The sequence below is a fragment of the Coriobacteriia bacterium genome, from assembly GCA_003149935.1.
Classification (GTDB): Bacteria; Actinomycetota; Coriobacteriia; order Coriobacteriales; family QAMH01; genus QAMH01.
Map to the genome: position 1 here is coordinate 201,447 of QAMH01000004.1, position 13,728 is coordinate 215,174.

Annotated in this window: 10 protein-coding genes; 8 read left to right on the forward strand and 2 right to left on the reverse strand. The window is 56.5% G+C overall.

Annotated features, from left to right (window positions below; genetic code table 11):
* A complete protein-coding gene (locus tag DBY20_01305) occupies positions 1-1,053 on the reverse strand; it encodes a type II secretion system protein (GenBank protein ID PWL79888.1) in 1,053 nt (350 codons plus the stop codon).
* A 70-nt stretch (positions 1,054-1,123) separates the two neighbouring features.
* A complete protein-coding gene (locus DBY20_01310; protein ID PWL79889.1) occupies positions 1,124-2,134 on the reverse strand; it encodes a transglutaminase in 1,011 nt (336 codons plus the stop codon).
* Between the two features lie 515 nt (positions 2,135-2,649).
* On the opposite strand from DBY20_01310, the gene DBY20_01315 reads away from it, so the two are divergent.
* The 8 genes from DBY20_01315 to DBY20_01350 all read left to right on the forward strand — a co-directional run bounded on the left by DBY20_01315 (position 2,650) and on the right by DBY20_01350 (position 13,336).
* Complete coding sequence (locus DBY20_01315; protein ID PWL79890.1) at positions 2,650-4,329, forward strand: energy-dependent translational throttle protein EttA; 1,680 nt, start codon at positions 2,650-2,652, stop codon at positions 4,327-4,329.
* A 1,037-nt stretch (positions 4,330-5,366) separates the two neighbouring features.
* The gene (locus tag DBY20_01320; GenBank protein ID PWL79891.1) at positions 5,367-5,585 is read left to right on the forward strand and encodes a hypothetical protein; all 219 of its coding nucleotides are present in this window, start codon (positions 5,367-5,369) and stop codon (positions 5,583-5,585) included.
* A gap of 925 nt (positions 5,586-6,510) precedes the next feature.
* A complete protein-coding gene (locus tag DBY20_01325) occupies positions 6,511-6,939 on the forward strand; it encodes a hypothetical protein (GenBank protein ID PWL79892.1) in 429 nt (142 codons plus the stop codon).
* Positions 6,921-7,481, forward strand: coding sequence for a TIGR00730 family Rossman fold protein (locus tag DBY20_01330; protein PWL79893.1), 561 nt, complete (start codon positions 6,921-6,923; stop codon positions 7,479-7,481). Before DBY20_01325 ends, DBY20_01330 begins: the two co-directional genes overlap by 19 nt.
* A 12-nt stretch (positions 7,482-7,493) precedes the next feature.
* Positions 7,494-7,997, forward strand: coding sequence for a phosphatase PAP2 family protein (locus DBY20_01335; GenBank protein ID PWL79894.1), 504 nt, complete (start codon positions 7,494-7,496; stop codon positions 7,995-7,997).
* A gap of 1,265 nt (positions 7,998-9,262) precedes the next feature.
* Positions 9,263-10,453 (forward strand): IS30 family transposase, encoded by a 1,191-nt coding sequence (locus DBY20_01340; protein ID PWL79895.1) that lies wholly within the window; start codon positions 9,263-9,265, stop codon positions 10,451-10,453.
* Positions 10,454-10,738: 285 nt separating this feature from the next.
* On the forward strand, positions 10,739-11,014 hold the full coding sequence (locus tag DBY20_01345) for a 30S ribosomal protein S15 (protein PWL79896.1): 276 nt from the start codon (positions 10,739-10,741) through the stop codon (positions 11,012-11,014).
* A 132-nt stretch (positions 11,015-11,146) separates the two neighbouring features.
* The gene (locus DBY20_01350; protein PWL79897.1) at positions 11,147-13,336 is read left to right on the forward strand and encodes a polyribonucleotide nucleotidyltransferase; all 2,190 of its coding nucleotides are present in this window, start codon (positions 11,147-11,149) and stop codon (positions 13,334-13,336) included.
* Positions 13,337-13,728: the final 392 nt, after the last annotated feature.

Below are 13,728 nucleotides of genomic sequence, written 5' to 3' on the forward strand. Positions count from 1 at the left end.
CTAGCCGATCGAAGTCATGATGCCGATGAGCGGGAGCATGACCGAAACGAGCGTCGCGCCGACTGCGATGGTGAGCAGCGCGGCGAGCATCGGCTCGATGCGGTCGAGTGCGCGGTCGAGTTGAAGAGTTGCGTCGTCGAAGAGCATGGTCGACATGCTCATGAGCACCTCGTCGAGGCTGCCGGCGTGGGCGCCCACGGTGAGCATGTGCGCGTAGAGCGGGTCGAGGACGTCGTTTTCCGCGATGGCCTGTGCAAGGCTACGCGGGTTCTCGAGGTTCTCCATGGCCGCAAGCGTGCGTGCGAGACGTGCCCTGAGCTTCTTGTGACGCACCGTTTGCATCGCCTGGCGCATGGCCGTCTCGGCCGTGATGCCGGCGGCAAGGTACGTCGAGAGCGCCGAGGTGAAGCGCGAAAGCGCAAGCTGGTACATGGCCAGCTTCGTGGAGCCGACATGTTCGAAGAGACGCAGGACGCGCTCTCGGCCCGCCTGCGTGCGGCTCGAGATCGCGAGGTAGATGGCGAAGAGGGCGCAGACGACCGTGATGCCGAAGGCAACCCAGCCGATGACGATGGAGGCAAAGCCCATGCCGGAGAAGCCGGCGGTGAGCGAGCCGGCCATGTTCTCGTAGACGTTCGTGAAGACGGGGAGGATGACGATGACGGTCACGGCGAGGATGATGGCCATGATGCAGAGCAGCGCGGCGGGATAGCCCACTGAGCTGCGGACCTTCTGGAAGGTGCGGTCCTCCTCGCTGTAGTAGACGTCGAGGGTGCGCAGCACCGACTCGAGGCGACCCGACTTCTCGCCCGTCTCGACCATGTCGACGGTGTGCTGGGGGAAGGCGCCGGTTGCGCGCATGGAGGCCGAGAGCGACTCGCCGGCGATGATGCCGCGGTAAATCTGGTCGCAGACCTGCCTGAAGCGCGAGCCTTCGCGGTTTTCCGCGAGCAGGTGCACGGCCTCATCGACCTGCATGCCCGCGGAGAGCATGGTCGCGACGCTTCCGCAGAAGGCGGATAGGGCGCCGCTTTCGAGCAGTTTAGCTGCCATTGTTCTCCTCGCATCCCTCGTCTAGCGTGACGTTCATTCTAGTGCATCCTCACGATTATCGTTGAGCCGGTTAATACACGTAGCGGTCTTGGTAGCCCACGCCGTCGCCGACATAGTCGCCGCCGCCGGTCGAGGCGAAGGTGAGGTCGACGCGCGACCATTCGCGCGGGTTGACGGAGAACTGGACCGTGTGCCAGGTGCCATCGATGTAGACCATGATCCAGGCGTGGTAGAAGTCGTTGGGCGAGACGTAGCCGGTGACGATGCGCGCCGGGATGCCGACGCTGCGCAGCATGGCCGCGCCGAGGGAGGCGTAATCGAAGCAGATGCCGCTCATCGAGGACAACGTGGCGTCCGGGTCGGGGACGTAGCCGCTCGAAGACGAGAGACGCTCGGCTTTGGCGGTGTCGTAGGAGACGTTGTCGATGATGAAGTTGCAGATCGCGCGCAGTGCGTCGCCTTGCGTGGCGCAACCGGCCGTGATCTCGCGCGCCTTGCGCACGACCGCGCTTCCATCGTCGAAGCTGCAGAATACGTTGGGACGCAGGTAGGGCTCGAAGGGGGAGTCCAAGGTGACGCCCTCGGTGGCGGAGAGCAGCTCGACGTAGTTGGAGCCGCTCGTGTTTTGCATGACGCGCAAGGTGTAGGTGCCGTTATCCATGTTCATGGGCACGAAGACGGGCGTGCCGTCATTGGGCATGTCGTAGTTGTAGCTGTTGTCGCCATTCTTGACCTGCAGTTTGAGGCGTGCACTGCTCACGCCCGTGGCGGCGGCGTAGCCCTGCGAGACGTGCGAGACGTCGATTGCGCAATTTGGCCCCTGAACGGCGGCTCCACTATCGAAGGAGACGCTCTGCACCGAAGCTGGCGGGTTGAAAGCGGCACCCGAGACGGTCTCGCCGCTGCCCGAGCCGCCCTGTTGGGCTGCGCTGCTCGTGCCCTCGGACTTGGAGGAGCTGGGTGTGGAGGAATCGTCCGGGATGCTGCAGCCGCAGGCGGCAAGCACGAAGAGGGCGAGCAGCGCGAGCATGGCAGTGCCCACCGCGATGACCCTCGTGATATGCGCGCATTGACGCTGCACAGACGCTCCCGAATTCGAATTGCATATACGTACCAGGCATTATAGAAGACGCGCGTGACGTATCCGTGACACGCCTGCAACGTCTCGGCTGACGGGGAGGGGGGGTCAAGATAATGGCCTGTACCATTAATGGTACATAATCTGCCAAGCGGCACATATGCCAGGGTTCAACGGTTGCGGGCCGGTGGCGATAAGGGGACAGACCCTCCCCGTTGTCATTTCGAGCAAAATGGCGAGATTCCTCCACTTCGGGGCCTTGCGGCCCCTCCGGTCGGAATGACAATAATGCATTCGGGCGGAGCCCCCCCCTGTCATTTCGAGCGGAGGCGCGAAGCGCCGCAGTCGAGAAATCTCGTGACGAGGGATCTCTCCACTCCGGTGCTTGGCGGCACCTCCGGTCGAGATGACAATGCTAGTGGCGATAAGGGGACAGACCCTCGGATGCCATTGCGGCTGGGTGTGAGACAATAGGAAGAACTAGCTTACATGCACGTCAACGCGAGGAAGGGACGCTCATGCCCGAGTTCATCTACCAGATGCACGATGCACGCAAGGCACATGGAAACAAGGTCATTTTGGACGAAGTGACTTTGAGTTTTTACCCAGGGGCCAAGATAGGCGTCGTTGGACCCAACGGAATGGGCAAGTCGACCCTCCTCAAGATCATGGCGGGTCTAGAGGACGTGAGTAATGGCGAGGCCCGTCTCACGCCCGGCTTCACCGTCGGCATACTTCAACAGGAGCCAGAACTTGAGGAAGACAAGACCGTGATCGAGAACGTGCGCCTCGCCTTCGGGGACATGCTCGCCAAGATTGAGCGCTTCAACGAAGTCTCCGCCGAGATGGCCAATCCCGATGCCGATTTCGATGCTCTCATGGAGGAGATGGGACGGCTCCAGGACGAGATTGATGCGGGCGATGGATGGGATCTCGACAGTCAGCTGACGCAAGCAATGGACGCATTGCAGCTGCCTGATCCAGAGGCACCTGTTGAAGTGCTCTCGGGTGGCGAGCGAAGGCGTGTTGCACTTTGCAGGCTCCTGTTAGAAGCTCCCGATCTATTGCTGCTCGATGAGCCGACAAACCACCTTGACGCAGAATCCGTGCTCTGGCTCGAGCAGTTCCTGAAGCGTTACGAGGGTGCCGTGCTTGCCGTGACGCATGACCGATACTTCCTCGATAACGTTGCGGAGTGGATCTGCGAGGTTGATCGCGGTCATCTATATCCTTACAAGGGCAATTACTCCACGTACCTCGAGACCAAGGCCGCGCGTTTAGAAGCGCAGGGCCAGCAGGAAGCCAAGCTCGCAAAGAAGCTCGAGCGCGAGCTCGAGTGGGTGCGCTCGAGTCCCAAAGCGCGACAGGCCAAGAGCAAGGCCCGTCTTGAGCGCTACGAGCAGATGGATGCCGAGGCACGTTCGATGAAGAAGGTCGACTTCACCGATATTCACATCCCCCCTGGTCCACGATTGGGCAACAAGGTGCTCATTGCGGACCACCTCAGCAAATCCTTCGGGGACCGCGTACTCATCGACGATCTCTCCTTCGAGCTGCCGCGCAACGGTATCGTGGGTATCATCGGCCCCAACGGTGTGGGCAAGACCACGCTCTTCAAGTGCATTGTCGGTCTTGAAGAGCCAAGTGCAGGCACGCTTGACATCGGCGAGACCGTCAAGATCGCCTACGTGGATCAGAACCGCGCTGGTATCGATGCGGACAAATCGCTGTGGGAAGTTGTTTCGGACGGCCTCGATATCATTCAGGTGGGCGAGACCGAAGTGCCGAGTCGCGCATACGTGGCGGGCTTCGGTTTCAAGGGCCAGGACCAGAGCAAGCCTGCAGGTGTGCTCTCGGGTGGAGAGCGCAACCGCCTTAACCTCGCGCTCACACTCAAGCAGGGAGGTAATCTCCTCCTGCTCGATGAGCCAACAAACGACCTCGATACCGAGACGCTCGCGAGCCTTGAGGAAGCGCTGCTCGCATTCTCTGGCTGTGCAGTCATCACAAGTCACGACCGCTGGTTCCTCGATAGGATTGCGACGCACATCCTTGCCTGGGAAGGAACCGAGGAGAACCCTGGGCACTGGCACTGGTTCGAGGGTAACTTCGACTCGTACCAGAAGAATCGTGTCGAGCGTTTGGGAGAAGTGGCCTCTCGTCCGCATCGTGTCTATCGAAAACTGACGAGAGACTAATAAGTAATAGATTGCGTATTCAACCTAAAATGGTCACATGAAAAAGCAATATATTGCATACAATGTCTATTTTACCTGTATATATGGGATGCATAAGTAATATGACGATATATTTAGCTGGTGCCTATAGCGAATGCGCGTTACGAGAGTGTTTTATGACGCCATATTATACGGAACCTGTATATAGTGTTGGTTTCAGCGATTCTGAGAGGGCGTAGGACGCCTCGAACATAGTCGGGTCCTCTTGTATCGCTCTTAATTCAAAACTATACAGCCACTATTAGACGGTACCGCTGTAATTTTATGCGGGGTGCCATCCAGATTGTCATCAGTGCAATCGCGTCTGTTGGCAAAGTCATCCTGAACGATGGGGTACCCGTTAAGCATGGCTGCATTTAACGTGCTTCGCATCTTCATTTGCTCGCATCATATTAACAGGCACCATATTGAATTGAGAGGAAAGCCCGCGTTTGATCACGTTATGCAAGCCTTCTGTGCGTTTCCATGCGAGTGAAATCTACCTATGCCTGTGGAAAATTACTATCTCCACCTTTCTGGAGATATGTATCGTGACCGTGTCTCTTCTCTGAGCTGGTACCGGCATAACATGCAGTACCTGTGTCCTGGTCATGCCGCATTTCTTTTACGCAGGCACCAGTTAAATAAATCAAATTCCAAAGGGACAAGTAGAAGATTCTCGTAAAAAGAGGCATCAGAAACCCTGTTAGAAATTACTGAATAGGAAATTTATTCACGGCCCCTATACGAAGTTCCCCTTCTTCTGAATTATGGCTAAGTTTCCCGTAGGAGCCTGTTTTCAAGATATACAGGGTTCCAACAGGGGCAGGTTTTGTTGATAGCCTGAGCCCTGGATGATCTTCAAATTATTTTTTAGAGAAACTGGTCGTATAGCACAATTTCTCTTGTTTTTTCTTTTTTCGAGCTCAACCAGGTACTTTTCCCTGATATCGCAGGTCAAAAACAACGCGCTCTAGTGCCTCTCAAAACGATTCTGGCCTTTAAGGTGGTACTTGGACATGCAAAAAACCTTATCGGCCCTTAGACGCCAAAATATTGCGTTCTACGGGTATATCGCCTATTTCGGTGTCAAAATGCTCCAACTTGAACTCCAGAAGCGCCCCTCATACAGGTACCAACCGCTGCTGTGGCAGGAACCCGAAGCTGAAGAGGGAAAGAAATGCTTCGAAGCAGCGCAGATCTATGAAAATTTCTATTTAGGCATGATACCCAAATAGAAATTAATGTCCAGGTAGGGGAAGTCTTGCAAAATAATCTTAGCCATTAATCCCAGGAAATGACCACATTAATGCTTAATTACCGCAATATGCTAAGAAACGACCAAAAAGCCCTTAAATCCTAGTCAAAATTTAAGAGTGGGTAACATGGTCAGTGCTAGCAAAAATCGCCCTGATAGCAGGAAAGTTGCTATACAGGCATAGCAAGATAGCACTGCTGTAAAGCACTGCGTCAAATCCCGTAAAGCAAGATACCTGGTTTACTATCTGGCTTCTATCGAATGGCTATTCGATCCAGCGAAACCAGGCTCTGACCTTGTATAGCATAGGGAATAGCATAGCTAGGCAACGTATAGCCTAACGCTATAACCAAGTCCCTCCTGGATAGCTCTTCAGTTGTGAATCGTTCGTTCGTGCTCTGTTTCTCGTTCTTGGTACATTTCTTGCTTCGTTTTCATACGCCGAGTGTCTTGATGGTGAGATCAAAACACTGTCAGAGGAACTGGTTGTTTGCCGGTGTTTTGGTTGCCCATTACTATGTTTAACCAGTTCCGTGACGTATTACGGACGAATTATACGCATATAACCAGGAAACGCAAGCTTTTAAATAACTTAGACATATTAGTAATAAAAGACTAAGACAATAATTAGCCTTCTATAAAAGCGCAGGTCAAATGGTGTTTTTATCCTTTCTATTCATGCTGTGTTTCCTCAAAAATCTTGTTCATTCACAGCATTTTCACATCTTACCCACAAATATATTTCCGTCCTATATAAACCTCAAAATATGGGATATCGCCTTTCCCAAACGCAAGACCTTGTGCTAGGTACCTGCGGTGATGAGTCCTTCTTGTGCGCTTTGCCTTGTTCTTCGCACGCAAACTTCTGTCTTTACTGCGTGTTCAGGTATCATTAAGGTCGTTCGATGCGTGATTCACCTGTCATCGAGGATGTGAACGAGATGAAGAAACTCATACCTTGTCTTATTAGTGCGCTGTGCCTATCCCTTCTGTGCCTTGCACTTGTCGCTTGTGGCCCTGACTACAAGCCCAACTTCGTGGGTACTTGGCGTGTCACGGCAATGACGGATAGTTCGGGTGCCGAGCTCACCTCCACAATCGAGCAGCTTGCTTCCGCAGAGAAGTACCTCACCCTTACGCTTTCCGATGAGGATGATCAGGCCAGCTTCGATCTTGCCAACCAGACGACGCTTTCGGGCACTTGGAAGCCGACGGGGGAGGATGCCTGCGTTATCGACTTCGAGGGCTACGAAGAGATACCTGCCACGCTTTCAGACGGGGCGCTCACCTTTGAAGAGGGCGGCCAGACCATGACCTGCACGAAGCAGGAGTAGACGTGAACATTACGGTCTATTGTGCCTCATCGTTTGGCAAGGACGAGGCCTTTGCTCGAGAGGCGCAGACTCTTGGATCCTGGATCGGCGCGCATCATCACACACTAATATATGGGGGTACGAGTGTCGGCCTCATGGGGCTCATTGCAGGTGCCGTGCTTGATGCGGGAGGCGAGGTCATTGGCGTCTTGCCCGACATACTTTCCGATCGCGAGCCGCCGTCTGGTCGTCTGACGCAGCTCATTCGCGTCGAAACCATGGCGCAACGCAAGGCCACGATGATCGAACTCGGCGAGGTTTTCGTTGCTCTGCCAGGAGGCCCGGGCACGCTCGAGGAATTATCGGAAATCATGTCCCTCGTTAAATTAGGCACACCGCCTGGTTATCTGTATCTACTCAACAGCAACGGATACTATGACGAGCTCATCGCCTTATTCGATCGCATGCTCCTGCATGGCTTCATGACGCCAGAGATGCGCTCATATCTCAAGGCTGCAGACTCGGCAGACGAGCTTGTACGCATGATTGCCACTTTGGAGTAGGGGAGTCGCGCCATGAACGCCGAACAATATGCGGCTTTGTCGCGTCCGTTTCGTGACAATCCTGCGGCGTTACGGACGTTAGTGCTGGTCAACGACGGGCTCAAATGGCTCTGTTACCTCCTCTATCCCATGCTGTTGATACTCGTGACCCTGTATGACCCATCCTTGTTGTTAAAGGAAATACTAGTACCAGCGGTGCTCTTCATCGGATTGAGCGTGTTTAGGCGTCTCTATAATGCGCCACGCCCCTATGAAGCGCTTGTGATCGATCCGCTCATACATAAGGACACCCAGGGCAAATCCTTTCCCAGCAGACACATATTCTCGGTGTTCATGATTGCCATGTGCTGGCTAGCATACTGCCCATTGGTCGGCATTGCTCTGTTGGCGGGTGGTGTGGTCATGGCGGTCGTACGTGTTATCGGGGGAGTGCATTACCCCAGAGATGTCATCGCGGGGGCGCTTGTGGCCGTGCTCGGCGGTATTCTGGGGCTGTGGATATTGCCCTTGTCCTAGTTCCTGTCAGGCTTTTCCATGTTTGGGTAGGATGATAGAGCAGAAAAGCGCTCTTACCCACAAGCATTGATATGACTTGAATACCATACAAATTCCACTTGATTTTTGTCTAAAAAAGTGTATTATCCTACCCAGATGCAAGAAAAGTGTCTAATACAGACATTTTGATGCACTCTGCATGACGGCGACTTGCATGCAGGTTGTGACGAGGATTTAACGGGTTCTCTGCACAACTCAACATAGCCTCAACGCAGTCGCGCGCAAGATCGCCGTCATGCAGGATCGAGGGTTGTTCGGCGTGTTTTTGGCGCGAAATCCTCGTACAAAAGAAGGTGGGGGAGACCCCTTCGCGCAGACGAGAAACCGGCTCCAGGAGGGCGGTGATGCTCGTCTGCTAGCGTATATCATCCCAGGACAACGTGTATAGCAACCAGATGCCTTCTCAAGGTGCTAGCAACTGCCTTCAAGACCTTCAAAACTCTCTTTTCGCCGCATAAGACCCATGGGCAACCAATGGCCTTTCGAGGATTCCGGGAGTGGTTTTACGCCTCACATGGAAAGAAGGGGACAGACCCTGGATTCTATAATTAGATACAAAATCTAGCCAAACTACTCGTTTTGTGGGTAGAATCACATTTCTTCTTGGTCGTGCATGTCCTCAATCTGTCTGAAATACGGTCAAAGACAGGCTTATTCTCCCCACCTGGCCACTATGGGGAGGGAGGAGATTTCATCCTCCCCAGCAATTGTCTATGTTAGGAATATACAGGCATCATATTACCTATTCAAAAGCCTTTAAAAGCACCTGCTCAGAGCATCATATTCCAAGGTCACATGCATTTTCATGCAATGAGGTACCTAGTATCTTGCCATCGGCTGTCCATAATACGGATTATCTTGGCCCCAGTAGGCCACCATTTGCGCAAGAGCACTTTCCTCCTCCATTGATTGTGGTTTATCAGGGAAAATCCTACCCAAATGGCAAATGCTGCATCCGTTCATGCCGGTCAGAGGAATATCAGCCGAAGAACGCGCACGCTCGGCAATGCTTCCGCGGCGTGCCTACGCGCATAATTTGTCCTGTTTTCTATGCACCGAAAATATCGTTATACCTGCTCACATGTATAATCATACCCATTGAATCGCATGATTGAGCAAGATTTAACAGCATGAACAGAGAGGATTCGTGACATGGGGACGGGGAGGTGACAGGGGGACGGGGCGGATTCTAGCGGTCATTGCACGCATGGAAAGGATGTGGTGCAATGGCTAAATACTCTATCGATGATTGGACGGCGGTCAAAGAGAGGCTTCGCGCGGGTGATTCGATCAGGGAGTGCGCAAGGCGGACCGGAATCGGACGTGGTGCCGTTTTCAAGTGGAGCCGAATGGACCGCCCTCCGGATCGGATGGTGCTTACAATGGACGCCGCGAGCTGCCCGACCCCGAGCGCAAGAACATCGCCCAAGCAGCGCCTGACATACGAGGACCGCTGCTTTATCGCGGCCCTTCTCGATGTCGGGCGCACCAACCAAGAGATTGCCGATAAAATGAACATCAGCAGGACGACCGTCGCTCGCGAGCTTTCCCGGGTGCAAGGACCCTACGATCCGAGGCACGCCCAGCTTGATGCGAGGAAGAAGGCGAAAAGGCCAAAACCCCGCAAGCTCGATGCCCGAGGCCCCCTCAGGGCCTATGTGCTGCAGATGCTTGCCAGCAGATGGTCGCCCGAGCAGGTCTCCAAGCGGATCGAAGAAGACTTCCCGGATGACGAGGAGATGCGCATAAGCCACGAGACGATATACCAGTCCCTTTATGTGCAAGGCTACGGGACGCTGCGCCATGAGCTCGGCGTCGAGTACGCCTTGCGCACCAAGCGCCGCGGTCGCAAACCGGCATCCAAGCTCCCCGCAAAGAACAGGCCCTGGCTTAAGGATGCGCATATATCCAAGAGGCCCCCGGAGGCGGGTGACCGCTCCATCCCCGGGCATTGGGAAGGGGACCTGATCATTGGAAGCGACCTGTCGAGCTGCCTCATAACCCTCGTGGAGAGAAGGTCGCGCTTCCTTTTGATGTCGAGGCTGACCTGCCATGACGCGGACACGGTCGCAGAGCGCATGGCGCAGATGGCCGAGGGGATCCCCGAGGAGCTCAGGCGCACGCTCACCTGGGATCAGGGGTCGGAGATGGCATGCGTGGACAGGTTCAAGCTCTCCTCTGGCTTCGAGGTGTATTTCTGCGATCCGCACTCTCCTTGGCAGCGGCCCACCAATGAGAATGTGAACGGGCTGATCAGGGAGTTCTTCCCCAAAGAGACTGACTTCACGGAGGTGTCGGACGAAGAGGTGGGCAAGGTGCGGTGGCTGCTCAACAACCGTCCGAGGAAGGTCCTGGGCTGGAAGTTCCCTTCCGAGGCTATGCAGGAAGTGTTGGCGGAAGGTGCAATGATCGCCTGAACCCGCCCGGGGGTTCTGTCACGTCCATGGACGTGACAGAACCCCCGTCCCCCTGTCACCTCCCCGGCGTGCGCCCCTTACGGCCTCAGTGCCTATACCCCGCGGAAGATATGGAGAGGGAGGGGAGAAAGCTTGCTCGCGCGCGAACTAAAGGGTATGATGGGCGCTCGTGTGTACCCGCAGCTTGGCTGTGCACCCGGCACCCTGGATGTCGGCTCAGCTTCGGGCGTATTGTAAAGGCGCCGACCACACACGGTGCCCAGGTATGAAAGGGTGGCTAGTCACATGGCAGTCTCCAAGGAACGCAAGGCCGAGCTCATCAAGGAGTTTGGCAAGGATGCTAACGATTCTGGCTCCGCCGAGGTCCAGGTCGCAATCCTCACCGAGCGCATTCGTGAGCTCACCGAGCACGTCAAGGTCCACAAGAAGGATCACCATACGCGCCGCGGTCTGCTCATGCTCGTCGGTAAGCGTCGTCGTCTTCTCTCCTATATCAAGGAGCGCGACATCAACAACTACCGCGAACTCATCGCAAAGCTCGGCATCCGCGACAACATCTAGTCGCAAAGCGCAGGGAAGGGCCGCATGCAGCGGCCCTTCTTGTACCTGCATCTCATGGTAATGCCCGTCCACGCAGGACGGCTGAAGGTGCTCTTTCGCACGGGGCGGGAGGGCTGAAGTAGAGGAAAGAACATGACTAAGATTACGCACGAATTTGAACTGTACGGGAAGAGCTACAGGCTCGAGACCGGCGAACTTGCCAAGCAGGCAACGGGCGCGGTCGTCGTGAGCCAGGGCGACACTATCTTGCTCACAACGGCTGTTGTGTCCAAGGAGCGTCGCGATCTCGATTTCTTCCCCCTTACGGTAGATTTCATCGAGAAGATGTACGCCGTCGGTCGCATTCCCGGTGGCTATCTCAAGCGCGAAGCGCGTCCGAGCGAGAAGGGCACGCTCACGGCTCGTCTCGTCGATCGCCCCATTCGCCCGAGCTTCCCCGACGGCATGCGCAACGACGTCCACATCGTCATCACCACGCTTTCCGTCGACCAGGTAAACCAGCCTGACGTCATCTCCATCATGGGCGCTTCGGCCGCTCTCATGGTGGGTGGCGTGCCCATCGAGGGCCCGGTCGCCGGCGTGCGCATCGCACGCACCATCGCCGAGGATGGTCTCGTCGATTACATCGTCAACCCGACCTTCGAGGAGGCCGAGGCCTCCGACCTCAACCTCACCGTTGCCGGCACCAAGGAGTACATCTCCATGGTCGAGTGCGGTGCCGACGAGGTCACCGAAGAGGATATGATCGGTGCGCTCGAGTTTGCCCAGGAGGCCATCGGCGCGTTCTGCGAGGAGCAGCAGAAGTTCCTCGACAAGTGCACCATCGAGCCCAAGACCTACGAGCTCGACGAGCCCATCCCCGAGGTTGTCTCCAAGGTCGACGGCTTCTACGCCGCCATGGAGGCCGCTCTCAAGGACGCCGACAAGCAGTCGCGCATCGCCAAGGTCGAGGAGCTCAAGGACGAGATCAAGGCGTCCTTCACCGAGGAGGAGCGCAGCATGTGGGGTCGCGAGATCGCCGCTGCCTGCAAGGCCCTCGAGAAGCGCGCCATGCGCACGATGATCATCGAGACCGGCGAGCGCGTCGACGGCCGTGCCAACGACGAGATCCGTCCGCTCTACATCGTGCCGCATTATCTGCCCCGCGCCCATGGCTCGGGTCTGTTCCAGCGCGGCCAGACGCAGGTTCTCTCGGTCGTCACGCTCGGCATGCTCAACGAGTGGCAGCGTCTCGACACGATCGACCCGGCCGAGGGCAAGCGCTACATCCATCAGTACAACTTCCCGCCGTACTGCACGGGCGAGGTCGGCCGCATGGGCGCCCCCAAGCGTCGCGAGCTCGGCCATGGCGCCCTGGCGTCCCGCGCGCTCGAGCCGATGATTCCCAGCGAGGAGGAGTTCCCGTACACCATTCGCGTCGTCTCCGAGGTCATGGAGTCCAACGGTTCGTCGTCCATGGCATCGACCTGCGGCTCCACGCTCGCGCTCATGGACGCCGGCGTGCCCATCAAGCGCCCGGTTTCCGGCGTGGCCATGGGCCTCATCAAGGAAGGCGATCAGCATGTCATCCTGACCGATATCCAGGGTCTCGAGGACTTCCTCGGCGACATGGACTTCAAGGTCTGCGGCACGACCGAGGGCATCACGGCCCTGCAGATGGACAACAAGGCCAAGGGCCTCTCGACCGAGATTCTCGCCGAGGCGCTCGGCCAGGCCAAACGCGGTCGCGCCTTCATCCTCGATGCCATGCTCGAGAAGATTCCCGCCCCGCGCGAGGAGCTTTCCGAATATGCGCCGCGCATCATCACGATCAAGATTCCGGTCGATAAGATCCGCGACGTCATCGGCACCGGTGGCAAGGTCATTCGCGGCATCCAGGAGGAGACCGGCGCTTCCATCGAGGTGCACGAGGATGGCAACGTCTTCATCGCGTCGGTCGATACCGGCGGCGAGGTTGCCCGCAAGATGGTCGAGGATATCGTCAAGGTGCCCGAGGTGGGCGAGGAGTACGAGGGCGAGGTCGTCAACATCCAGTCCTTCGGTGCCTTCGTCAAGCTCACGCCGAACAAGGACGGCTTGCTCCACATCAGCCGCGTGGCCAACGGTCGCGTCGGCGCCGTCGAGGACGTGCTTTCCGAGGGTGACATCGTCAAGGTGAAGATCATCGAGGTGGACGAGAAGACCGGCAAGATCAGCTTGGATCGCCTCGACAAGCCCGACGCTCCCGAGGGCAGCTCCAAGCCGCGCAACGACAAGGGCCATGGCAACGACCGCAACAACCGTCGTTCCAAGGACACGCGCAAGCCGCGTCGTAGGGACTAAACGCACCACCTTCGCTTCTTTCGCGACTTCTATAGGACGCGGGGGATGTACGCCAGAGCTCAGAAACCCATTCGCTCTGGTCGCACATCCCCCGCGTCTCTTGTATCGTAGGGGCGCAGACGGTGCGTGCCAGAGCTCAGAAACCCATTCGCTCTGGTCACGCACTGCTCTGCGCCCCTTTTGTTGCTAATGAAAAATGCGGCGGCGCGCGCATCGTACGCCGCCCCGATTGCAGAAGCGATGAAAATGCGAAGCGGTACATCATTGTCATTTCGAGCGAAGTTGACCCCTTTTGTCATCTCGAGCGAAGCGAAGCGGAGTCGAGAGATCTCTCCGTTACGCGGTCTGGCGACCGCTCCAGTCGAGATGACAACGCTCCCTATGTACGCCCA